This is a genomic window from Corynebacterium sp. CTNIH16, assembly GCF_032821655.1.
Taxonomy (GTDB): domain Bacteria; phylum Actinomycetota; class Actinomycetes; order Mycobacteriales; family Mycobacteriaceae; genus Corynebacterium; species Corynebacterium marquesiae.
This window is the reverse complement of the sequence record NZ_JAVBIG010000010.1, coordinates 61,623-83,854: the sequence shown is the minus strand read 5'-3', so window position 1 is coordinate 83,854 and position 22,232 is coordinate 61,623. Positions and strand designations below refer to the sequence as shown.

The window sequence follows — 22,232 nt, the reverse complement described above, 5'->3', positions numbered from 1 at the left end:
GGAATAGCTTTTCGCAGTACAACGTTGGGAAGAAGGAATAAGGAAGGAGCTATACCTTATGTGGATGTTTAAGCCGGAGCCCAAACTTGTTACTGCAGATGAGGCTCTGTCGGGTCGATCGGAGCCGATCTTGGACCCCGCCCCGCACGCCGTTTTAGGAACACCGATTACCGGGCCGTGGAAGGACGGGCAGCGCTCCATTCTTATTGCGTTGGGATGTTTCTGGGGTGCGGAGAAGATGTTTTGGGAGACCGAAGGCGTGGAATCCACCTCGGTGGGCTATGCGGGCGGCACCACTCCAAATCCCACGTACTACGAGGTGTGCCGTGGGCTAACCAACCATGCCGAGGCGGTGGAGGTGGTCTATGACCCGCAGCGCATCAGCCTGCGCGATCTTGTCGTACAGGCCCTAGAAGCGCACGATCCCACGCAGGGCTTCCGCCAGGGCAACGATGTAGGAACGCAATACCGCTCTGCTTTCTACCCACGTACGGAGGACGAGCGCGCAGAAATCCAGGGCATCGTGGATTCCTATGCAGAGAAACTCAAGGAATTCGGATTCGGGGATACCACCACGGAGGTCAAACTCCTCTCCGAAACTGATTCTGGGGAGTACTACCTGGCTGAGGATGAGCATCAGCAGTACTTATATAAGGTGCCTAATGGGTATTGCCCGCACCACAGTACTGGGGTGAAATGCGACTAAGCGTCGCGCCGAATAAAGTGGGCAATCTTCTTGGCTAACTTCGGTGTGAGCGATTGGCGGGATTGGGATCCTAAGACCTCATCCCAATACCAGAGCATTTCTTCAAAATAGTTGTGTCCGTGCCCGCCAGGGACGTTGAGGGAATTGATCTGGTCCAAGCCAATTTGCCACCAGGTAATAAACGGAACCCAATGCAGCTGCCGGAAGGTATCCGCGTGCAGCGCTTCCGGCTGTGGTTCATGAATCCAGGTGGGCCTGCGTACGAGAAGGTTGAGATCCCACCACACGATGGCGTCGGAAGCATGCTGGGCAATGAGCATGCGGGGTCGGCGCCAGGTATGGGCGTAGTCATTGCCAAAGGCGTCGTGCAGCGTATGGTCAGGAGCCGCCGCGTAGCGCACATGCTTGCCGCCATCGATAACGGGCAGGCGTTCTAGGGAACCAATATCCCGGCGCAGGCGCTGAGTAAAGTGCGTCATGCGCGGGGGGCCGGAAAAAACTGCGCCATTACACGCGGAAAGTAGGTCTTCCACATTATGGTAGTTATCCATAATGGCGTAGGCACCAAGTGATTCACCTGCGAAATAAAGCTGCGGGCGGTTTTCTTTAGGCAGCTTATCTATTTCTTCTTGTATGACCCGAATCAATTCACGAGCCGCCTGCTTCGGTGCGTTCTTATCTACGAGGTAGGAAAAAACCGAAGGCAGGTAGGAGTACTGCATGGTGACGGTGACGCAATCACCGCCGGTCAAAAACTCATAAGAGCAAGCACCCCAATTATTGATCCACCCCGAGCCGGCGGGCATTTGGATGACGATAGTCTCTCGCCGCAGGGCACCGGTGCGTTCGAGTTCGGCGCGGATCTTTTCCGCCGATTGCTGGAAGGAGCGCCCTGGTATGTATCCGGCGTAGATACGGATGGGTTCCTTTGCATCGGTTCCCGTCACTGTGCGGATCTCGCGGGCGCGGGGGCCATTGGAGACAAACCGGCGTCCCTGCTGTCCCAACGCCGACCACGGCTCGAGCGACCACGGGCTGCCGGAGCGCTCCGGCTCCCACGGCATAGAGGTGCCGGGGAAAATCTGTTTATTAATTCGCTGCGCTTGGTGCGATAGTGAGCGCAGCCAGCGTCGAAAGACCACGCGATCAGAAAGTGCAAACGCCGTGAGACTCAGACCTGCGGTAACCACCGGCCAAGCGATGAGTGCAGGCACCCAGTGGCCTAGCTGGCGTGACAGTTTAGTGACGGCAAGCTGCGTGGCTTCCCCGATGAGTAGAAGAGCGCCGTAGCCCGCAGTGCCCGCGGCCAAGCCGATGGCCGCTGTGGCGGGCCCACGCACCAGTTGCTTATTGACCAACTCCGCCTGCTTTTTCTGGTTGCGCAGCGAAAGCACGGCATTAAATGCAGTCCCAGCGCCAATAGCAAGGTGCACAATTTGTCGATGTTGTGGTCCGAGGCGGTCCTGCGGGCGCTTGCCAATGCTATTGAGGACAAAGCTTGTCGACGCCGCCCCAAGATGCCCAATGCCCTGACCAATTGCCACGTTGGCGGCAGTCACCCACCACGGGCGGGGAAGTAAGGAGGGCGAAACAGCAGCCCACGTAGCTAATTCCGCACCCAAAATTCCAGCCGACATATTGGACGGTAAGGTTTGCCGGCTGGTCATACGGACGATGGGCGTGAGATCCGCGGCTACGCCAAGAGCGATTAGTGCAGCGCGGCGGAGAGCGCGTTTCATAATGTCCGATTATCCCAGATTTCGGTGGGAATTTCAGTGTGAGATTTAGCCCGTGCAAAAATCTCCACAAAGTTGCACAATAGGGTCATGGCAAATCATGTTGGAAACAAAGTAGTTCTCATCGGCGCCGGCGATGTGGGAGTCGCTTACGCTTTCGCTCTCATCAACCAAAGCATCGTTGACCACCTGGCAATCATCGACATCGATGAAAAGAAGCTAGAAGGCAACGTCATGGACCTCAACCACGGTGTTGTCTGGGCCCCGACCCGCACCCGCGTCACCAAGGGCACCTACGCCGATTGCGCAGACGCCGATATGGTCGTCATCTGCGCCGGTGCCGCACAGAAGCCGGGCGAGACCCGCCTGGACTTGGTGGGCAAGAACGTCAAGATCATGAACAGCATCGTCTCTGACGTCATGGCGAATGACTTTGATGGCATCTTCTTGGTTGCCTCCAACCCAGTGGATATCCTGACCTACGCTGTATGGAAGGCTTCCGGCCTGGACCACAAGCGCGTCATCGGCTCGGGCACCGTGCTGGACTCCGCTCGTTTCCGCTACATGCTGGGCGAGCTGGAAGATGTTGCACCGAAGTCCGTACACGCCTACATCGTGGGCGAGCACGGCGATTCCGAGCTGCCGGCCGTCTCCACCGCGAATATCGCTGGTGTCCCGTTGTCCAAGAAGCTGGACTCGGATCCGGAGTATGCAGAGCGCATCGAGAAGATCTTCGAAGACACTCGCGATGCCGCCTACTCCATCATTGACGCTAAGGGCTCTACTTCCTTTGGCATCGGCATGGGCCTGGCCCGTATCACCGCCGCCGTCATCCAGAATCAGGACGTGGCGCTGCCAGTATCTGCTTACCTGCAGGGTGAATACGGAGTAGAGGATCTCTACATCGGCACCGCTGCCATCATCAACCGGTCCGGCATCGTGCGCGCGATTGAGCTGGATCTCAATGAGCACGAAAAGGAGCGTTTCGATGCTTCTGCTAAGACCCTGAATGACATCAAGGAAGAGTTCTTCGGCTAGTGAAGATTGTCGCTCATAGGGGATACTCCGGAAAATATCCGGAGCTATCCCCTCTAGCTTTTGAAAAAGCCCTAGATTTGCCAATTCACGGCGTCGAGTGCGATGTGCGCTTGACGCGCGATGGAAAAGTAGTGGTTCAGCACGATCCCACGTTGGACCGCACCGCCGGGCGCCCCGGCCGCATTTCCAAGCTGGACTGGGAAGAATTGCGTGGCGTTGACATCGGTTCGGGCCAGCGCATGATGCTTCTCGACGAACTCTTGGAACTACTCGAGGGCACACCGCACCACCTTTATATCGAGACTAAGCACCCCTCCGGGCAGGGCGACATCCTGGAGGAGCAAACGGTGCTGCGCTTGCGTTATGCGGGGCTTTTTGACGACCCCCGGATCCACGTCATTTCCTTTTCCCACCACGCCATCCGCCGCATGCAGAATTTGGCGCCGCACATGGACCGGATTTATCTCCGCCGCGATTGGGAGCGCCACGTCAACCGTCCCGATCTAATGCTGTCCAAGCCCACCGCGCTCGGCGTATCGTTGCTGCGCGCGAAGCTGCAGCCGGCAATTATCGGCGCGCAGGGATTGCCCACCTACCTGTGGACCGTAGACAAGCCGGAGGATATGAAGTGGGCGTGGGCAAACGGGGTAGATATGCTCGCCACCAATCAGCCCGAAGTGGCCCTGCATGCCATTGAGCTCTAGTAAGCAGGTATCTTGGAGGCATGGCCAAGAAGAAAAAGAACAAGGAACAGCTGCCTGAGGGCATGTCCCGCCGCCAGGCAAAGCTCGCTGCCCGCGCCAAGGAGCGCGCCGCCCTGGAAAAGGATCCCCGCCCCTACGGCGGACTTGCTGCGGAGGCCTCCCTGGTCGCCATGCAGGAGTTCGTCCCCTCCGCTTTTGCCAAGCTTGATGTCAAAGGCTGCGATAAGAACGTGTATGTAGCCACCGTCCTGCCGGGTGCTTCTGCCGCGCTTATTCGGGACACTGAATTTGGCGGAGATGCTTTCGTAGGCCTGCAGGTACAGTCCCACACCCACAACCCAGGCCGCGACCTCGCTTTTGCTCTTAACTGGGTGAAGAATAACGAGCCGGGCGCCACCCTGGAATCCACCGCGGCCGACGGCTCGGAGCCGAAGCTGGAGGAGCTTATCGATGCCTCCGCTACCCTCGACGTGCAGGTTCACCAGGACTTCGAATGGTGGATTCCGGAGGGAGCACAGGTCACCCCGCAGATTGCGCAGTCGCTACGCGCAGCAAATGATTCCGTTATCGAGTCTCACCAGGTGGGCGAGAACATCACTGGTGCAGCCTTCTGGGCAAATGCCGGCGGCGGCAAGGCCCATATTCGTTGGGTCCGCCCCAATGACGATGAATCCGCATTCCTGAACGCACTAGCTCGCGTAGCCGCCCGCGGCGAGCTGAACTTGGGCGAGGGCACCAAGTTCGCCGGTGTTTTCCGCACCCACGGTCTCATCGCTCCGGTCTTCGACTTGGATCCAGAGGTTGACCATGCTTCCTATGAGGATCACCTCACCCGTGTGGACAAGGCCTTAGAGGAAGAAATCTCTAATGATGCCCAGCTGAGCGCCGATGAGCGCAAGCAACTAGAAAACATCAAGTCCCGCCAGGTGACCCTGCGCTAAAGACAAGAATATGGCCCTTCCCAGTAGAGGAAGGGCCATTTTTGATCGCTATTTGAGAGAATCCCACAACTCGGCGGCTGCTCCATCGTCCCAGAGGACTACGTTGCCTACCTCGGTATCTTGGAAACCGCCAATGGGGACGGTCTCGGTGTCTACACCGGAGCCCATGGCAAGTGCCACGCGGGCGAGGTGCCAAACGTGGTCGCCCTCGTCCACGATGAACGAGGAGGCGGTGTGGTTGACCAAGGAGAAGGCGCGGAATGGGTTAATCAGGGTGGCCGGGGAAGCAACCTTATCCAGCAATGCGGAGAAGAATTCGCGCTGTCGCTGCACGCGGTCAAGGTCACCCATAGCGGTGGCGCGGGTGCGCACGTACCCGAGAGCGTCGCGGCCCTTGAGCTTCTGGCAGCCATCTTGGAGATCAATGCCGGCCAGCGGGTCATTGATGGGTTCCTTCACGCATACGTCTACGCCGCCGACGGAGTCGACCACATTGGCTAGGCCGCCCATGCCGATCTCGGCGTAGTGGTCGATGCGCAGACCGGTCGTGCCCTCGACGGTTTGGACAAGGAGCTGCGGTCCACCGTAGGTAAAGGCAGCATTGATCTTGTCCATGCCAAAACCGGGGACTTCCACGTAGCTATCACGTGGGATGGAAACGAGCTTGGCCTTGCCGGTGCGTGGGATGTGCAGCAGCATGATGGTATCGGTGCGGCCCTCGCCCACATCACCACCGGTGCCCAGTTCAGCCTGCTGTTCCTCGCTGAGGCCTTGGCGGGAGTCAGAACCGACGAGCAACCAATTGGTGCCGGCGGTATTAGACACTTGTTCTTCTGGCAGCGCCTCCACGCGGGTGAGGCGGGCATCGGCCCAGAACATGAAGACGAGGTTGAATACCAGCAGGACGACGAGCGCCAAGCCAACGCACCCGAGGGCGCGCTTGGCCGGATTGACCTTTTTGCGACGGCTGTGCGGGCGCTGCCGGGGTGCAGGGCGCGGCGTGGTGCGACGAGGCGGGCGCTGCTGCGCGCGGTACTGGCTGGGGTAGCGGCTCGGTGTTGGCGGCGGAGTGCGGCGCGGGGGCTGTTGCTGTGGCTGTGGAGCGCGGAAGGATTGTTGCTCGGGTTCCACGCGCCGCGGTGCCGGGCGGGCGGAGGAACGGCGTCGAATGGGGCGGCCGTATCGATCCTTGAGGGGACGTCCATCGGCCCCAAGGACGAATTCAGTGGAGGAGTCGTCGCCGGCGCGGCGGGCCTCCCTATGCGGATCTCGTCCTGATTCAGTCATGCGCTATACCTTACAAGGAGCAGCGAGTAACGCCTGCTTCACGACGTCCCCCAAGGGCATTTTCACAGGAAGGAATAACCCACGAAAGCGACGGCGTCGATAAGAAAATGCGCTATGACCAAAGGCCATACCCGCCCCGTGCGGTGGTAGTAATAGCCGTAGATTAACCCCATGATGATATTGCCACATCCAGCGGAAATACCCTGGTAGAGGTGGTAAGAACCGCGGAGAATGGAGCTTGCGGCCAGCGTGGCAGGCAGCGACCAGCGGGCCTGGCGCAAGCGCGTCATAAGCCACATCACCACCACGGTTTCTTCCGCGAAGGCGTTGGCAGCGGCCTTGAGGAGGGAAACGGGGATTTCCACCCAGGCATTGGCGAAGTCGCCCGGGATGACTTCCTTGCTCCACCCAAATTGCACCGCCGCGAAATACAGGGCGAGCCCCGGGATGCCAATGAGGGCGGCAAGCCCTGCGCCTTCGAGCCAGTCGCGGGTGCGGTGGGGCCGGGGCACTATGTGATCCTTGGCCAGCAGGAAAAGCGCTAAGGCTCCATAGGAAAAGAGAACAGCGGCGGAGCACAGCTGCAGGCCCATATCCACCCAGGCAAGAGAGGACTGGCTGGAATTGAGCGTGACCGATTGCTCGTTGAGCCGGTGCGGGGAGGCCAGGGAATTAATGAGGTTTAATACCGCCCGCACCCCGGAAATACCGAAGGTGAGGGTGAGGACGATGAGCAGCTCGGCACGTAAAGACTTGGTCATGGGTGCAGGATGTGGGCGAGGCCGAGGAGGGCGGCGTCGGAAAGCGTAATGCCTCCCAGGTGTACGCCCACCGGCGGGTGATTGGGTACGGCGCACGGCACGGAAATAGCTGGCAGACGGGCCATGTTGAACAGGGAACCCCACGGCGACCACCGGGTCTGGGCCGCGAAATTCTCCGCATGGGGCAGGGACAGGAAAGAACCAATACGCGGCGGGTCCGTGGTCAGCATTGGGGTGAGGATGGCATCGACGCCCCATTCCTGGGCCAGCAAGCCGGGTAGTTGCCGGACATGCGCCCGCGCCGCGGCTAGCTCAGCGGCGCTAACGCGCCGGCCCTGCTGAGCAATCCATTCGGCGTAGCCCGCCGCCGGGTTGAGCCCCGCTAGGCGGGAGGTAAAAGTCGTGCGGAAATGCGCAAAGGTGGACCGGGCCTGCGGATACGGGGAAATGGGCACCACGGTGAAGCCGGCTGCCTGTAGTCGTTGGGCGGCCTCGCGGGTGGCGCGCAGATGGTGGGCATCGACGCTGGCATCACAAAACAGCGGCTCTACCAGCAGACCGATGCGGGCGCGCGGGGTGATCATGCGGTGGCCATGCAGAAAGGCATTATCGGCCACGGTCCGGGTGATAAAGCCCTGCACACCCAGTCCTTTTCCTGCCGGTTTAAAACCCACCACGCCGCAGGCCGCGGCCGGCACTCGGATGGAACCGCCGCCATCGCTGGCGTGCGCCGCGCGCAGCAACCCGCGCGCGACCTGTACCGCCGCACCGCCCGAGGAACCACCAGGGGTGCAGCCGGGATAAAGGGGATTATCGGGATGGGGCAGGCCCACCGGTTCCGTATCCACGCGCAGGCCCAACTCCGGCGTGGAGGACTTACCGATGATGCGCGCACCTTGCTTCTCCAAGGCCTCGATGAAGGCATCGCTGTGCTCGGGGTAATAGGTGCGATCGGTATTTCCCAAGGTCGTGGGCATGCCGCGGACATCGCAGAGATCCTTGGCGGAGAGGACCCAGCCGCTCAGCCGGCCGCGGCCGGAGGGCTCGCGGTTCACATCCAGGTAGGTGAAACCGTGCTCCTCGGGGGTAAGGCCGTGCAGATCCGCGCGGAGTTGTTCTACGGAAAAGTCCATGGGGCACCAGTTTAGTGGGCTAAGGTGACGTGCATGACTACCACCATCGCCTTCCTGGGGCCGGCCGGAACCTTTACGGAAGCGGCCGTGCATAAGTTTGCCGCGCACCTGCCGCAGGTAGAGACCCTGCCGGTTGGCTCGCCTTCGGAGGCCGTGGCCGCCGTGCGCGCCGGGCAAGCCGAGTACGCCTGCGTAGCCATTGAAAATTCCGTCGACGGCGCGGTCACCACGACCTTTGATGCGCTGGTTGAAGCCGAACCAGTGCAGATTTACCGCGAGGTGGATATCCCCGTGGCCTTTAGCATTATGACCCGGCAAGGCGCGGGCGACATTGCGCGGCTGAGCACCCACCCGGTGGCGTTCCAGCAAATCCGCGGCTGGGTAAAAGATAATCTGCCGAAGGTAGAGTTCGTGCCGGCCAGTTCCAATGCTGCCGCGGCCGAGGCTGTAGCCCGTGGGGAAGCGGATGCGGCCGCAGCGCCGGCGCGGGCCGCCGAGATCTTTGGGCTGGAGACCATCGCCCAGGGCGTGGCAGATGTTGAGGGCGCCGCAACGCGCTTTGTCCTGGTAGGGCGTCCGGGAAAACCCACTGCAAGGACTGGCCAGGACCGCACCAGCGTCATCTTCACCCTGCCAAATGAACCGGGCAGCCTGGTGGGGGCGTTGCAGGACTTTGCGCACCGCGGGGTGGACCTGTCCCGGATTGAGTCGCGCCCCACGCGGGAGGCCTTTGGCACGTACCGCTTCTACGTGGACCTTATCGGGCACATTGACGATCAGCCGGTGGCGGAGGCGCTGCGGGCCTTGTGGTTGCGGGCAGAGGACCTGCGTTTCCTCGGCTCCTGGCCGGCGGCAAACCGTGCGGGCAAGCCACCGCGCGATCTGGCAGCGGCGGATGATTGGGTAGCGCGGGCGCGCAGGGGCCAATAATCTAGAAGCATGCCCGGAAGAATTATCCTGCTGCGTCACGGCCAGACCTATTCCAATATTTCCCGCCTCCTCGATACCCGCCCGCCCGGGGCAGAGCTTACCGAGCGCGGGCGCGACCAAGCCACGGAGGTAGGCCGGGAGCTAGCGCAGTTGGTGGGCGAGCGCGAGGTGGAATTTAAATGCTCCATTGCCCTGCGCGCTCAGCAGACCGCGATGCTGGCGGCACGTGCCTTTGAGCAGGAGCGCGGTATGCCGGAATTCTCTCAGCGCGTTGACGTAATCTCCGGCGTGCACGAAATTTTCGCCGGTGACTGGGAGATGGACGGTAGCGAAGATGCCCATCGGTCGCACATGGTGGCTATGCGTGGCTGGTGCGATGGCGAGCGCGGCGCCGGGATGGAGGGCGGCGAGACCTTGGAGGATGTGCTGGCGCGCTACCAGCCGGTGCTGGAGGGCATTGCGAAGCAGCTTGGCGACGACCACGATGTCATTCTCGTCAGCCACGGCGCCGCTATCCGCGTGGTCACCAAACACGCCACGGGTGTTGATGCCGACTTTGCCTATACCGGCTACCTGGCCAATTGCCGCTTTATGGTGATGGAACCGCGCGGCAAGGACTTTGGTGAGTGGACGTTAACCCGGTGGGCGGATACGGAGCTCTAGCCCCAGCCCAAGCGGTGCAGCTCCTCTTCTTCGAGGCCAAAGTAATGGCCGAGTTCGTGGAATACGGTGACCTTAACCTGCTCTGCTAATTCTTCCTCGCTGCCGGACCAGCGCTGCAGCGTGTTCCGGTAAATGAAGATCGCATCGGGCAGGAAACCGGTGTGATCAAAGGTGCGGTGTGGCAGTGCGACGCCCTCGTAGAGCCCTAGCAGCATAGGGTTATCGGGATTTTCATCTTCAACCAAGATGACGAGGTTGCGCATGCGGCGCACGAATTCCTCGGGGACTTGATCCAGCGCCTCGTTGACCATCTCATCGAAGCGCTCTTCTGATACCTCGACCATTAGGGCGCTGGGGCCGGTGCGGGGGCGGCGGACTCGGGTGCCGGACTATTGTCCTTGTCCTCACGCAGTGGATTGCGCTCAGGGCGTTCCTCCGGCGGTTGACCGTCGATAGTCAGCGCTTGGCGACCACCGGTAGCGGAACCGGTGATGGCAGAGAAACCGCCGCCTTCGCGGGCATGCACAAGGGAGCAATTGACGGACTTGGTGCCGCCATTCCACGAGGCCTCGGTGATAGAGCCCCAGAATGGTTGCAGCGTGGACTGGTAGAGCTGCTCCTCGCCGCCTAGGTAGTCCTCAGTAGCGGCGGTACACGTATCGGACAGGAACTTGTCCATATCCTTGCCGTCCGGGTAGCCGTCAGGGAACTGCTTGCCCACATCGATGACGGAAACGGTCTCCATTTGGTGGGGCTTAGCGCAGTCGACGACGTGCGGAACTTGCTTGTCATCGATGGCCAAGCACTCGCCCGGCTTGGCGAGGTTTGCCTGCTCGGAGGCCTCAACGTTGCCGACAGTAAGCTGCGGTACGCCGTGATCATCGGTGGTTTGCAGGCCACACAGCAAGGTGCGGTCGCCGCGATCCCAGGCGGACTGCGGCGGCAGAATGGACGCCACATCGTACTTACCATTCGGATCCCACTTCCCGTGCAGATAGCCCACGGTGGCGGATTCGCACAGCTCATCGCGCAATTGGTGTTGGCGGGTAAGCGCTGGGCGGGTGGCATCAGGGCCGAATTCGCTGGTGGGGTAGACGCTCAGGTCTTCGGTCTTGGAAACCTCGAAGCGGTGCTGTTCGGAGCACGGTACTTCCTTGAACCCGGTGGCGGAGCCATCCTGGGCGATGTCCCACGTCAAGCAAGCGCCGGCGGCCGCAGCGGTGAAGGGCTCTGGCTTAGCGGCGGCAGTCTCAGAGTTATCTCCGCCATCGTGCTGCTGGGCAGCGGTAGTATCTTCGCCACCCGATTTGTGGGAGCTGATAACGCCATAGATGCCCATGAAAACGGCCGCCGCGATTGCCGCAATCAAGACAATCTGGACGGCCACAGCGGAACGCCACGCAGGTGATTTCTTCATAAGGCCCTTAATCTTACCTGTTAAGCAGGGTGCTGGCTAGATACTGTTCTCCCTAGCCACCCGGGTAGTCAGGCGGTAGCGGTCGGTGCGGTAGACGGAGGAACACCACTCCACCGGCCTATCACCCGAGCGGGAGTAGCGCACGATGTGCAGCAGTGGGGTGCCCACGGGGACGTCGAGAAGCGGGGCAGTGTCCGCATCGGCTGAAATCGCCGAGACCGTTTGATCCGCATCGGTGATGGGGACGTCAAAGACGGAGTCGAGGATGGCGTAGACCGAATTGTAGGTGTCATTTTCTAGCAGGCTGGGCGCATACGTGGAGTTATACCAGCCGTCATCAATGGAGTAGGGCTCGCCATCGCCCAAGCGCAGGCGGCGCAGATGAATATGTTCGGTTTGGGCAGGCGTATCAAAAAAGAGGGCGGCATCCTCCGGGGCGCTGCTGCGTCCGCTGGTAAGGATTTTGGAGGAGGCAGTGACGTCTTGTGCGCCCATCTCATCCGAGAATGAGGCTAGGTGGAGCCGGGAGACAAGGGGATTGGGCGCTACGAAGGTGCCCTTTCCGCGGACGCGCCGCAGTTTTCCGGCCGCGACAAGATCCCCGATGGCGCGGCGTACCGTGATCCGTGACACGCCATAGGTTTCTTCAAGAAGCCTCTCGCCGGGCAGGATATCGCCGGGTTTGAGGGTCGTGCGGCACAATTCTTCGAGGATATCGTGCAATTGGGTGTGTTTTGGAACGGGACCGTCCGTAATTGTGCGGGCGGGGAGCTGAACGGCGGACATAAAGCCATCATAATTCGCTGGTTATTACCACCGCAAGAGGTTGCCAATGCGCTAAGCTTACATTCGTGATTGATCTCAAGCTACTCCGCGAAAACCCTGACGTTGTCCGTGCTTCCCAGGTGAATCGAGGTGAGGATCCCTCCCTCGTAGACCAGCTCTTGGAAGCTGATGAGCAGCGCCGCGCTGCTATCCAAAAGGCCGACGAACTGCGCTCTGAGCAGAAGGCTTTTGGCAAGAAGATTGGCCAAGCCTCTCCAGAGGAGCGTCCGGCACTGCTGGAGGGCTCTAATGAGCTGAAGGCCAAGGTCAAGGAGGCGGAAGAGGCACAATCTGCCGCTGAGGCCAAGGTGGAAGAGCTGCAGTACAAGCTCGATAACGTGGTTGAAGGTGCCCCGGCCGGCGGCGAAGATGACTTCGTAGTGGTAGAAGAAGTAGGCCAGATTCCTGAGTTCGACTTCGAGCCAAAGGATCACCTTGAGTTGGGCGAGTCCCTCGGTCTCATTGACGTCAAGCGCGGCGCTAAGGTAGGCGGCGCTCGTTTCTACTACCTTACTGGCGATGGCGCCTTCCTACAGCTGGGAATGCTGATGCTCGCGGCGCAGAAGGCGCGCGAAGCCGGTTTCAAGCTGATGATCCCGCCAGTTCTGGTTCGCCCAGACATTATGTCCGGCACCGGTTTCTTGGGCCAGCACTCCGATGAGGTTTATTACCTACCGGCCGATGATATGTACCTGGTAGGAACCTCTGAGGTGGCCCTTGCCGGTTACCACAAGGATGAGATCATCGACCTCTCCAATGGCCCGCTGCAGTACGCCGGCTGGTCCTCCTGCTTCCGCCGTGAGGCTGGCTCCCACGGTAAGGACACTCGCGGCATCCTGCGCGTCCACCAATTCGACAAGCTGGAGATGTTTGTCTACTGCAAGCCGGAGGACGCGGAAGAAATGCACCAGCGCCTTCTGTCCATGGAAAAGGACATGCTTGCAGCCATGGAACTGCCCTACCGCACCATTGATATTGCTGGTGGCGACCTCGGTTCTTCGGCGGCCCGCAAGTTCGACAATGAGGCTTGGGTTCCTACCCAAGACACCTACCGTGAGCTGACCTCCACCTCGAACTGCACCACCTTCCAGGCTCGCCGCCTGTCCACCCGCTACCGCGACGAGAACGGCAAGACCCAGACCGCAGCTACCCTGAACGGCACGCTGGCGACTACCCGCTGGCTCGTTGCCATTCTGGAAAACCACCAGCAGGCTGACGGCTCCGTCGTTGTCCCTGAGGCTCTGCGCCCGTTCGTGGGCAAGGATGTCCTGACCCCGCAGTAAGTCCGCCGTCGTCCTGGAGAGTTATGAACGCTGCGACGAATTTCCTGTACCGCCAGATCACCCACATTGGCAGGGGGGTGACTCTGGCACAGGGGTTAAAAATGCGCCTTTCGGGGGAAGAAAATATCCCCGATAAGGGCGGCGCGGTGTTGGTCTGCAACCACACCGGCTACATGGATTTCCTTTTTGGCGCCTTTTTGGCCTATCGCAAGAAGCGTCTCGTACGCTTCCTGGCTAAAGCTGGAATCTTTAAAGCCCCAGTGGCAGGGCCGTTGTTGAAGGCCATGCACCACGTGCCAGTTGACCGTATCGATGGCAGCGCCTCCTTCCGCCAAGCGGTACAGCTGGCCAAGGACGGCGAACTCGTGGGCGTGTTTTCTGAAGGCACAATTTCCCGCAGCTTTGAAATCCGCAGCATGAAAAGTGGCGCCTCCCGCATTGCCTATGAGGCGGGGGTGCCGGTAATCCCACAGGTCATTTTTGGTTCGCAGCGCCTGTGGACCAAGGGGCACAAAAAGAACCTGGGACGGACCAAGACCCCTGTCTTTATTACCGCCCTCGAACCGTACTATCCCACCGGCGATGCGGAGGCTGATACCGCGGAGATTCGACGCCGTATGCAAGAGGCGTTGGAAGGACTATGGGAGCAGTACGAAGCCGAATTTGGGCCCATGCCTGCCGGTGAATACTGGGTGCCCGCCCGTAAAGGTGGAGGGGCTCCCACCCTTGAGGAGGCAGAAGCTCACGATGCTGAAGTGGAAACCGAACGCCACCGCGTACGCCGACTGCGCGACGATCTAGTGGGCCTCAAAGAACGCGTCTCCGTTACTACGGTTGACTTGGTGCGCAACCACATGGCCGCCACCAAGGGAACGGACGGGGAGGAGCCAAAGAATAAGGCGCGTACCGCCCCGGAGACCTTGGAGTGGATCAAGCACAACCTCAACGCCGTGGTTGAAGAGGCAACCCGCGGCTTGGATGAAGGTCGCGATAAGGTCGCGGATGTCATGGCGCAGCTGAAGTCGGATGTGGCGCAAACCCAAGCGTCCATCACGGCCAGCAGTAAGGAGATATGGGCCGGTTCCGTAGCAGAGCAGGGCCTGTTGGCGGCAGCTACCCAATCCCGGCTTATCGTCTCGCGCTTGCCGCACCGCATGAAGGCGCAATTCTCTTCCATCCCCCGCGTGGTAGTGGCGCACAGCAGCGCGCTGAATTGGGAAGATGGCGCGCTGACTCCGCGATTGCACAAGGCTTTGGCGGAGATCTACCCGGCGGCCGAAGTCCTGATCGTGATATCACCCGCCGGTGAGGTGGATGTTCCGCAGGCCGTGTGGAGCGTTGTCCTTGATGAGGATGCTGTGCAGCCGCGTCTCGATACCAATGCACTCTCCGTCACTGCCGCGACCGCGGCACAAGGCGTGGAGCGCATCCTCGAGGATCTGCAAGCTAAGCCGGAGGAGGCCCTGGTTTTTGCTAACGAGCCAGGAGATGAGGATTTCCTTGACTGGATGCCGGTGGTGGCTTTGGAAACTGCCCCTATTGAGGTGGTCAAGGGCGCCCAAGCGGTCACATATTCTGCGGAGAAAGCCGGAATGTCCGAAGTGCTTGAAGTGATGGCGCGGTTAGCGCAGAAATAGCGCGGGCTTTGCGTCTGCTTTGCACCCCCGCGAGGGGGTGCTTTTTCTTTTCGGGTGGCTAAGTATTTCAGGAAAAGTTACTGCTTACGGGCCTGAAACCTACGTGTGAGTAACCATCTGTGTAACTGACGTCGGTGACTCCTATCATAGGTTTAAGGAGATAAAATCTCTGCAGCCGCGGTGTGAATCTTTCCGCCGAAACCACAATTTAACTGCTCTTAGCTGTGCTTTTGCCATCTCATTCATGGATTTATGGCGCAGGCACATGCAAGCACCAAGGAAGGAGATGCGGTCAGCAATGACCCAGCAAAGCAACCAATCGTTTAACCCCGAATACTTTGAAAATCTATGGAATGGATACGCGGATGAGGACTATGACGTAGTCATCATCGGGGGCGGTTCCGTAGGCGCTGGTGCGGCAGCGGACGCCGCTACCCGTGGCCTCAAGACCGCCGTCATTGAGGCGCGCGACTTCGCCGCAGGTACCTCTTCTCGCTCCTCCAAAATGTTCCACGGTGGCCTGCGCTACCTAGCCATGTTTGACTTCCGCCTAGTGGCGGAGTCCCTCAAGGAGCGCGAGCTCAATATGTCTACCCTGGCACCCCACCTGGTGAAGCCACTGAAGTTCATCTTCCCGCTGACCCACCACGTATGGGAGCGCGTGATGATGTTCGGTGGCTTTACTCTTTATGACCTCATGGGCGGCTCGAAGAGTGTGCCAATGCAGAAGCACCTCACCCGCAAGGGAGTGCTGAAGGTGACCCCAGGCCTGAAGGACGATGCCATTGTGGGCGGCGTGCGCTACTACGACACTTTGGTTGATGACGCCCGCCACACCATGACCGTGCTGCGTACCGCCGCCGAGTATGGTGCCGATGTACGTACCAATACCGAGGTCATTGGCTTTGACAAGGACCGCGGCGGCCGCATCGTAGGCGCGAAGGTTCGCGATACCGCCACCGGCCGCGAGACCACCGTGCGCGGCAAGGTCTTTATCAACGCCACCGGCGTGTGGAATGACAAGATTCAAGAGATGGCCGGCGTGGAGGGCAAGTTCACCGTTCACGCATCCAAGGGCGTGCACATCGTTGTGCCCAAGGATGCGCTTGATGCAGAGGCAGCCCTGTGCTTCGTCACCGAAAAGTCCGTCCTCTTCGTTATCCCATGGGGCGAGTACTGGATCATCGGTACCACCGATACCGATTGGGAAAAGGGTCTCTCCTTGCCGGATCCGGCGCCGACCAAGTCCGATATTGACTACATTCTGGACCAGGTAAATCAGCGCGTACGCCGCCAGATCACCCGCGATGACATCGTGGGTGTCTACTCCGGCCTGCGCCCGCTGCTGTCCGGCAAGTCCGATTCCACCACTAACCTCTCCCGCAACCACGCCGTCGCACGCGTGGCCCCAGGCATGGTCTCTGTCGCCGGCGGTAAGTACACCACGTACCGCGTCATCGGTAAGGACGCCGTGGACCTAGCGGTGAAGGAACTGGGTACCAAGGTCCCAGAGTCCATCACCGAGCAAACTCCGATCCTGGGTGCCGCCGGCTATCACGCCTTGGCCAACCAGGTCCCGTCCTTGGCTCGTCGCTACAACCTGAGCGAGAAGTTCATTGAGCACCTGCTCGGCCGCTATGGCTCTTTGCTGGGCGAGGTCCTAGCGCCAGCTACTGAGGACGCCTCCCTGCTCGAGCCAGTGCCAGGTGCCGAGTCCTACCTGTGGGCCGAGGTCCGCTACGCCGTCACCCACGAGGGTGCATTGCACTTGGAAGACATCCTGTCCCGCCGACTGCGCATCGCCATCGAGTTCGGCGACCGCGGTGTGAACGCCGCCCCGGCCGTTGCTGATTTTGTAGCACCGCTGCTGGGCTGGAGCGACGCCGACAAGGAGCGCGAGGTATCCCAATTCAAGGCCCACACACAGGCCGAACTTGAAGCAGAAGCTGCGGTAACTGACCGTGAGGCCAATGACATTTTGGTACGCGCAGGATCCGCCCGACCTACCCAAAACGAGGTATAAGTTATGACCGGATTTGATGCATTCCTGTGGGAGTTTATCGGCACTGCGTTGCTGCTCCTTCTAGGTAACGGCGTATGTGCGCTGGTGAACCTGCGCACCTCTGGCGCACGCGGCTCCGACTGGGTCGTTATCGCCCTGGGTTGGGGTATGGGTGTCTTCGTCGGTGCCAGTGTGGCCGATCCCACGGGCGGGCACCTTAACCCCGCCGTCACCGTAATGTTGGCCGTCAATGGCTCGCTCGAGTGGTCTCTGGTGCCGTATTACCTCCTGGGCCAGATCCTCGGCGCTATCCTCGGTGCCATCCTGGCATGGGCTGCCTTCAAGCAGCTTTTCGACGCCAATAATTACGACGACGCCGGAAACGTCACCGGTGCCAATAAGGACACCAACGGTATCTTCTTTACCAAGCCGGCACATCCTAAGAACGGCTGGAATGCGGTGACGGAGTTCATCGCCACCTGCGTGCTGTTGATGTTCATCGCCTTCGGCCCCACCGGCGGCGAGCTTGGCCCAATGAGCTACTTTGCCGTTGCTTTCGTTGTGGTGTCGGTCGGCCTGTCCCTGGGTACCCCTACGGGTTATGCCATCAATCCGGTCCGTGACTTGGGCCCGCGAATTGCTTATGCATTCATCTTGCCCATCCAGGACAAAGGTAGCGCGAACTGGGGCTATGCTTGGGTTCCTATCGTGGCCCCATTGGTCGCGGCCGTAGCCGTTGGCCTGTTGTCCGTTGCGCTCTAATTCCATCTTCGTATAGGAGACTAGACACATGACTAACAAGAAATACGTCGCCGCTATCGACCAGGGAACCACGTCGACGCGCTGCATCATCTTTGACCACAACGGCGAGCAGGCTGCCGTTGGCCAGCTCGAGCACGAGCAGATCTTCCCGAAAAAAGGCTGGGTAGAACACGATCCGGAAGAAATCTGGAGCAATACCCGTCGCGCCGTCGGTGAGGCTCTTGCCAATGGCGACATCACCGTGGAAGACATTGACTCGGTAGGTATCACCAACCAGCGTGAGACCACCGTGGTGTGGGATAAGCACACCGGTAAGCCGGTCTACAACGCCATTGTCTGGCAAGATACCCGTACCACCGCCATCTGTAAGGAACTCTCGGGTGAGGAAGGACCAGAAAAGTGGCGCCGCCGCACCGGTCTGATCATCAACTCCTACCCGGCGGGACCGAAGGTGAAGTGGATCCTCGATAACGTCGAAGGTGCCCGCGAGCGTGCTGAGGCAGGCGACCTGCTCTTCGGCACCATCGATAGCTGGCTGCTGTGGAACCTCACCGGCGGCGCCGAGGGTGATGCCGGCCGCGAAGCACTGCACGCCACCGACGTCACCAACGCCTCCCGCACCCTGCTTATGGACATCGAAAATCTGGAGTGGGATGAGGAATTGTGTAAGGAAATGGGCATCCCGATGTCCATGCTGCCGGAGATTCGCCCGTCCCTGGGCGATTTCCGTACCGTGCGTGAGCGCGGCTCGCTTTCCGGCGTGCCTATCCGCGCCATCCTGGGTGACCAGCAGTCTGCGATGTTTGGCCAAGGCTGCTTCCGCGCTGGCTCTGCGAAGAATACCTACGGAACCGGCCTGTTCCTCCTGCTGAACACGGGTACCACCCCGAAGTTCTCCGAGAACGGCCTGCTGACCACCGTCTGCTTCCAGCGCGAGGGCGAGCGCCCCGTGTATGCCCTCGAGGGTTCTGTATCCATGGGCGGTTCCTTGGTGCAGTGGCTGCGCGATAACCTGCAGATCATCCCCAACGCTGCGTCCATCGAAAACCTCGCGCGCGAAGTTAAGGACAACGGCGGCGTTTATATCGTGCCGGCCTTCTCCGGACTCTTCGCTCCGTACTGGCGCCCAGATGCTCGCGGCGTCATCGTGGGCCTGACCCGCTTTGCTAACCGCAAGCACTTGGCTCGTGCCGTGCTCGAATCCACCGCGTACCAGACGCGCGATGTTGCCGACGCTATGGTGGCGGACTCCGGCGTGGAGATTACCGAGCTGCGCGTGGATGGTGGCATGACCATGAATGAACTGCTGATGCAGTTCCAGTCCGATATCCTCGGCGTGGAAGTACACCGCCCGAAGAATATCGAGACCACCGCCACCGGCGCGGCCTTCGCGGCAGGCTTGGACAATGGCTTCTGGGAGGACCTGAGCGTTTTGGGTAGCCAGGAAGGAGACATGAAGGTGTTTAAGCCGAAGCGCGAGAAGGAAGAGGTAGAGGCCCTCTACCGCGACTGGAAGCGCGCTATTAAACGTTCCTTGGACTGGGAGGATAATGAGGACGAGGACCTGAACATCTAAGTCCTGACGTAAACTCGCGGGTATGGAGAATTTCCCTGCCCGCGCTCCTCGCCTCATCGCGAGCGATATTGACGGCACCCTGCTGGACCGCAACCACCGTGTCCCGCGTCGCAACCGTGACGCAGTGGCGCGGGCGGTCCAACAGGGTGCCTATTTTGCGCTTTCTACCGGCCGTCCGTTCCGCTGGATTGCCCCGGTGCTGGAGCAGCTGCCCGCGCGGCCGGTATGCGTGACCTCGAACGGCGCTGTGTTGTATGACTCCGCGGAGGATCGGGTGATGTCCGCCCACGAGCTTTCGCCCGCCGCGTTGGCGGAAGTGGTGGATGTGGCCCAGACCGTACTGGGCACCGTGGGCTTTGGCGCGGAGCGGGCTGGAGGCTCGCTTGCCGACGCCGTCGAGGACCTCTTCGTAGTCGAGCGCCACTACTCCGAAAACGCCCTGTTTGAGGGCTTTGGCGTGGTCAGCATGGGTGAGCTAGTGGGGCAGCCGGCGGTGAAGTTCCTCATCCGCAACACGGACTACTCCGCCCCAGAGCTCTATGAGCTCATTGCGCCGCACATCGATCCGGAGCTCGCGCACCTGACGTATTCCATGCAAGAGGGAATTTTGGAGGTTGCCGCGCCCAATGTGACTAAGCGCCGCGGGGTGGAATGGCTGGCGCAACACACCGGCGTCGCTCAGCAGGAGACGATCGCATTTGGGGATATGCCCAACGATATCGAGATGCTGACGTGGGCTGGCTGCGGCGTGGCCATGGAAAACGCCCACCCAGAGGTTAAGGCGGCCGCGGATGCGGTCACCGTGGCTAACCACCAGGCGGGCGTCGCAAAGGTGCTAGAGCGCTGGTTCTAGTCGGTGAAGATGTCTACCTTTTCCGTTTCGGTGTTGTAGACAATCTCGCCACCCTGGAACTTCACGCGGATTTCCTTGCCATTCTTTTCCTCGTTGGAGACAGGCAGGCCGAGCTTGGAGGCATTATCGCCCTCGGACCACTTCTTGGCGATCTCACCCGTCAACGCCTTGGTGCCGGACTCCTTGGAGGAAAGCACCACGCCATTCTGGAAGAGCTGGTAGAGGATCTTGCCGCCATCGGTGGTATCCGGGCCGCCGACTGCTAGACCCAAGACCGGGCCGAAGGCATTGAGCACGGAGGTCCAGGATTCCTTCAAGCCCTCGTTGTTGGAGACTTGGACAACCTTGTTGACAATCTCCGGGATATCCCCGGTGGTCAAGTTGCCCGCCACCTTCTGATCGGTATCAGGCTTCTGCAGGCGGTCATTGGCGATGAGCACGCCGAAGACTGCGGCAGCGATTCCAGCGAGGGCGGAGATGGTCGAGACTGGGACCTCGACGTCGCCAAGCGAGGACATGATTTCTTCGCCCGCCTGCTGCGGGGTCTTGGGAGTATTAGACTCGGGAGCCTTCTGCCAATTCAGATCCGTACTGTTTTTACCGGACTTGACGGCGTCTGCCTTGCGCTTGGTGTTCTTACGGATTTCATCCCATTGGCGCGTGGTGTACTGGCCCGGGCAGGCCGTGTAGTGAAAATCATTATGGCCCGCGAACGCCGGCACGGTGGCCATGGTTCCTGCAGGGAACTTGGAGCCGTTGAATCCGCCGGAGTACAAGCTGGCCTTGCCCATTGGATCGATGCCAGAAATAGCGGCCTTCCAGCCAGCAATCTCGGCCACGGAGTTGAGCATCTCGCGGGAAGGCTCAGCCTGCTCGTAGTTGCCAATCATAGAAATGCCCCAGTTATTGGAATTGAAGCCACCCACGTGGGCACCTTGTACGGCCTTGTCCAAGCCGCCGTAGCGGCCTTCATAGATAGTACCGAACTTATCTACCAGTACGTTGTAGCCGATATCGCACCAGCCCAGGGTCTGCGCATGGTAGTCGTAGGCACCGCGTACCTGTGCCGCCGCCTGCGCACGGGTGTAGTTATTGGTACCCGCGGTGTGGTGCAGGGTCATGGCCTTGATGCCATCGTCATAGGTTGGCTGCTGGCAGCGCTTAGATTCGTCTGCTCCCCAGCCGGCGCGGGTGACTACCTTGGGCATGCCCGCGGTTTCTGCGGTGGGCTCGATGGCTTCGCCTTCTTGGGCGTTGCCGTCGATAAACACGGCGTCGAGATCCGCAACCTGGGTGCGCTCATCGGCCACGGGGGAGATATCGCCGACGTTGTACGCAAGCGGCGCGGGGCGGTTGGCATCAGCGCCCTTGGCGGCCTTGTCCAGGAGGGAGTCTTCCTTCTTGTCGAGGTTGGAACCGGTCACGAGGTCAACGTTGGCCATAGAAACCTGCACATCGTTGGTATCGCCCACGAAGATGAGTTCGGTGCCGTTCTTGCCCTCGGTGTAATTCATTGCATCCATGGGCAGCCACTCGCTCCAGGAACCGTCCTGCTGCTTGGAGCGGACGAAGGAGTTGATATCTCGCTTGCCCTCCCAGGTGACGGCGAACATGTTGAAGGTTTCGTCGCGGTGGAATTGCTTGACCGCGCGGCGGCTTTCGCCTTCGCCCTGAGCGGCTACGGCTGGGTCATCGACGACGATGGATTCGCCGTCACTGAAGCTAGAGGAGGAATTTTTGACCTCAATGGGACCGCCGTTGCCGGAGTCTTGGGTCTTGAGAACTTGCTGTCCGCCGAATGCGGCCGTCACGGCGAGCGCGATGGAGGTGACCGCCGCGATGACGGGGGTGGACCATTTTGACCTGGTGGGTACTAGTCGACGTCGTTGTTGCACTGTTATCTCCCTAGGGTTGTGCAGCTGTAAAAACCGTTGCCAAAGTTAAGAGTTGATAGTGATGGTACGTTTGTGACTTCTGT

General features: G+C 60.3%; 20 protein-coding genes. 12 read left to right on the top strand and 8 right to left on the bottom strand.

Features of this window, described 5'->3' with window-relative positions:
• Positions 1–58: 58 nt before the first annotated feature.
• Positions 59–706 carry a peptide-methionine (S)-S-oxide reductase MsrA gene (gene msrA / locus RAE04_RS09350; RefSeq protein ID WP_317027193.1) on the top strand — a complete coding sequence of 216 codons (648 nt, stop codon included), beginning with the start codon at positions 59–61 and terminating at the stop codon, positions 704–706.
• On the opposite strand, the gene RAE04_RS09345 is transcribed toward msrA, so the two are convergent.
• A complete protein-coding gene (locus RAE04_RS09345; RefSeq protein ID WP_317027192.1) occupies positions 703–2,445 on the bottom strand; it encodes an alpha/beta-hydrolase family protein in 1,743 nt (580 codons plus the stop codon). The two genes, msrA and RAE04_RS09345, sit on opposite strands and share 4 nt — an antisense overlap.
• 87 nt (positions 2,446–2,532) lie before the next feature.
• On the opposite strand from RAE04_RS09345, the gene RAE04_RS09340 reads away from it, so the two are divergent.
• The 3 genes from RAE04_RS09340 to RAE04_RS09330 are packed head-to-tail and all read left to right on the top strand — an operon-like array spanning position 2,533 to position 5,125.
• Complete coding sequence (locus RAE04_RS09340) at positions 2,533–3,480, top strand: L-lactate dehydrogenase (protein ID WP_198492210.1); 948 nt, start codon at positions 2,533–2,535, stop codon at positions 3,478–3,480.
• On the top strand, positions 3,480–4,184 hold the full coding sequence (locus RAE04_RS09335) for a glycerophosphodiester phosphodiesterase family protein (RefSeq protein ID WP_317027191.1): 705 nt from the start codon (positions 3,480–3,482) through the stop codon (positions 4,182–4,184). Before RAE04_RS09340 ends, RAE04_RS09335 begins: the two co-directional genes overlap by 1 nt.
• 20 nt (positions 4,185–4,204) lie before the next feature.
• Entirely contained in the window at positions 4,205–5,125 is a 921-nt protein-coding gene (locus RAE04_RS09330; RefSeq protein WP_179387160.1) for a DUF5926 family protein, read from the top strand.
• 48 nt (positions 5,126–5,173) lie between these two features.
• Here the strand turns inward: RAE04_RS09330 and RAE04_RS09325 are convergent, their stop codons facing one another.
• The 3 genes from RAE04_RS09325 to RAE04_RS09315 form a co-directional block, all read right to left on the bottom strand.
• Positions 5,174–6,412: an LCP family protein gene (locus tag RAE04_RS09325; protein WP_317027190.1), complete on the bottom strand. Its 1,239-nt coding sequence runs from the start codon at positions 6,410–6,412 to the stop codon at positions 5,174–5,176.
• A gap of 62 nt (positions 6,413–6,474) precedes the next feature.
• A complete protein-coding gene (locus RAE04_RS09320) occupies positions 6,475–7,173 on the bottom strand; it encodes a CPBP family intramembrane glutamic endopeptidase (protein WP_317027189.1) in 699 nt (232 codons plus the stop codon).
• Positions 7,170–8,306 (bottom strand): amidase, encoded by a 1,137-nt coding sequence (locus RAE04_RS09315; protein WP_317027188.1) that lies wholly within the window; start codon positions 8,304–8,306, stop codon positions 7,170–7,172. The genes RAE04_RS09320 and RAE04_RS09315 overlap by 4 nt, the downstream gene beginning before the upstream one ends.
• Positions 8,307–8,339: 33 nt before the next feature.
• Between RAE04_RS09315 and pheA the strand changes: the two genes are divergently transcribed.
• Both pheA and RAE04_RS09305 read left to right on the top strand, forming a co-directional pair.
• Complete coding sequence (pheA, locus tag RAE04_RS09310; protein WP_284836941.1) at positions 8,340–9,236, top strand: prephenate dehydratase; 897 nt, start codon at positions 8,340–8,342, stop codon at positions 9,234–9,236.
• A gap of 9 nt (positions 9,237–9,245) precedes the next feature.
• Complete coding sequence (locus tag RAE04_RS09305) at positions 9,246–9,899, top strand: histidine phosphatase family protein (RefSeq protein ID WP_239274049.1); 654 nt, start codon at positions 9,246–9,248, stop codon at positions 9,897–9,899.
• On the opposite strand, the gene RAE04_RS09300 is transcribed toward RAE04_RS09305, so the two are convergent.
• From RAE04_RS09300 to RAE04_RS09290, 3 genes are read right to left on the bottom strand one after another with little or no spacing between them, the layout of a single operon-like run.
• Entirely contained in the window at positions 9,896–10,243 is a 348-nt protein-coding gene (locus tag RAE04_RS09300) for a metallopeptidase family protein (protein WP_049377520.1), read from the bottom strand. The genes RAE04_RS09305 and RAE04_RS09300 overlap by 4 nt on opposite strands.
• On the bottom strand, positions 10,243–11,316 hold the full coding sequence (locus tag RAE04_RS09295; RefSeq protein ID WP_317027187.1) for a septum formation family protein: 1,074 nt from the start codon (positions 11,314–11,316) through the stop codon (positions 10,243–10,245). Before RAE04_RS09295 ends, RAE04_RS09300 begins: the two co-directional genes overlap by 1 nt.
• 36 nt (positions 11,317–11,352) lie before the next feature.
• The gene (locus tag RAE04_RS09290) at positions 11,353–12,102 is read right to left on the bottom strand and encodes a GntR family transcriptional regulator (protein ID WP_225746288.1); all 750 of its coding nucleotides are present in this window, start codon (positions 12,100–12,102) and stop codon (positions 11,353–11,355) included.
• A gap of 65 nt (positions 12,103–12,167) precedes the next feature.
• Between RAE04_RS09290 and serS the strand changes: the two genes are divergently transcribed.
• The 6 genes from serS (at position 12,168) to RAE04_RS09260 (ending at position 20,254) form a co-directional block, all read left to right on the top strand.
• On the top strand, positions 12,168–13,424 hold the full coding sequence (serS, locus tag RAE04_RS09285; protein WP_301716219.1) for a serine--tRNA ligase: 1,257 nt from the start codon (positions 12,168–12,170) through the stop codon (positions 13,422–13,424).
• 101 nt (positions 13,425–13,525) lie between these two features.
• Positions 13,526–15,061, top strand: coding sequence for a lysophospholipid acyltransferase family protein (locus RAE04_RS09280; protein ID WP_317027186.1), 1,536 nt, complete (start codon positions 13,526–13,528; stop codon positions 15,059–15,061).
• A gap of 298 nt (positions 15,062–15,359) precedes the next feature.
• Positions 15,360–17,084: a glycerol-3-phosphate dehydrogenase/oxidase gene (locus tag RAE04_RS09275; RefSeq protein ID WP_239278608.1), complete on the top strand. Its 1,725-nt coding sequence runs from the start codon at positions 15,360–15,362 to the stop codon at positions 17,082–17,084.
• A 3-nt stretch (positions 17,085–17,087) separates the two neighbouring features.
• Entirely contained in the window at positions 17,088–17,825 is a 738-nt protein-coding gene (locus RAE04_RS09270; protein ID WP_225746291.1) for an MIP/aquaporin family protein, read from the top strand.
• Between the two features lie 28 nt (positions 17,826–17,853).
• Entirely contained in the window at positions 17,854–19,401 is a 1,548-nt protein-coding gene (gene glpK / locus RAE04_RS09265; protein WP_317027185.1) for a glycerol kinase GlpK, read from the top strand.
• 22 nt (positions 19,402–19,423) lie between these two features.
• Positions 19,424–20,254, top strand: a complete 831-nt coding sequence (locus tag RAE04_RS09260) for an HAD family hydrolase (protein ID WP_317027184.1) — start codon at positions 19,424–19,426, stop codon at positions 20,252–20,254.
• Here the strand turns inward: RAE04_RS09260 and RAE04_RS09255 are convergent.
• Positions 20,251–22,149: an N-acetylmuramoyl-L-alanine amidase gene (locus RAE04_RS09255; RefSeq protein WP_317027183.1), complete on the bottom strand. Its 1,899-nt coding sequence runs from the start codon at positions 22,147–22,149 to the stop codon at positions 20,251–20,253. The two genes, RAE04_RS09260 and RAE04_RS09255, sit on opposite strands and share 4 nt — an antisense overlap.
• Positions 22,150–22,232: the final 83 nt, after the last annotated feature.

Excerpts from the sequence above, each read along its gene's own strand:
- RAE04_RS09315 (WP_317027188.1), bottom strand. The coding sequence starts at position 8,306 with ATGGACTTTTCCGTAGAACAACTCCGCGCGGATCTGCACGGCCTTACC.
- RAE04_RS09300 (WP_049377520.1), bottom strand. The coding sequence starts at position 10,243 with ATGGTCGAGGTATCAGAAGAGCGCTTCGATGAGATGGTCAACGAGGCG.
- RAE04_RS09270 (WP_225746291.1), top strand. The coding sequence starts at position 17,088 with ATGACCGGATTTGATGCATTCCTGTGGGAGTTTATCGGCACTGCGTTG.
- RAE04_RS09275 (WP_239278608.1), top strand. The coding sequence starts at position 15,360 with ATGACCCAGCAAAGCAACCAATCGTTTAACCCCGAATACTTTGAAAAT.
- RAE04_RS09345 (WP_317027192.1), bottom strand. The coding sequence starts at position 2,445 with ATGAAACGCGCTCTCCGCCGCGCTGCACTAATCGCTCTTGGCGTAGCC.
- RAE04_RS09295 (WP_317027187.1), bottom strand. The coding sequence starts at position 11,316 with ATGAAGAAATCACCTGCGTGGCGTTCCGCTGTGGCCGTCCAGATTGTC.
- RAE04_RS09290 (WP_225746288.1), bottom strand. The coding sequence starts at position 12,102 with ATGTCCGCCGTTCAGCTCCCCGCCCGCACAATTACGGACGGTCCCGTT.
- RAE04_RS09340 (WP_198492210.1), top strand. The coding sequence starts at position 2,533 with ATGGCAAATCATGTTGGAAACAAAGTAGTTCTCATCGGCGCCGGCGAT.
- RAE04_RS09320 (WP_317027189.1), bottom strand. The coding sequence starts at position 7,173 with ATGACCAAGTCTTTACGTGCCGAGCTGCTCATCGTCCTCACCCTCACC.
- RAE04_RS09325 (WP_317027190.1), bottom strand. The coding sequence starts at position 6,412 with ATGACTGAATCAGGACGAGATCCGCATAGGGAGGCCCGCCGCGCCGGC.
- glpK (WP_317027185.1), top strand. The coding sequence starts at position 17,854 with ATGACTAACAAGAAATACGTCGCCGCTATCGACCAGGGAACCACGTCG.
- RAE04_RS09280 (WP_317027186.1), top strand. The coding sequence starts at position 13,526 with ATGCGCCTTTCGGGGGAAGAAAATATCCCCGATAAGGGCGGCGCGGTG.
- RAE04_RS09305 (WP_239274049.1), top strand. The coding sequence starts at position 9,246 with ATGCCCGGAAGAATTATCCTGCTGCGTCACGGCCAGACCTATTCCAAT.
- RAE04_RS09260 (WP_317027184.1), top strand. The coding sequence starts at position 19,424 with ATGGAGAATTTCCCTGCCCGCGCTCCTCGCCTCATCGCGAGCGATATT.
- RAE04_RS09330 (WP_179387160.1), top strand. The coding sequence starts at position 4,205 with ATGGCCAAGAAGAAAAAGAACAAGGAACAGCTGCCTGAGGGCATGTCC.
- pheA (WP_284836941.1), top strand. The coding sequence starts at position 8,340 with ATGACTACCACCATCGCCTTCCTGGGGCCGGCCGGAACCTTTACGGAA.
- msrA (WP_317027193.1), top strand. The coding sequence starts at position 59 with ATGTGGATGTTTAAGCCGGAGCCCAAACTTGTTACTGCAGATGAGGCT.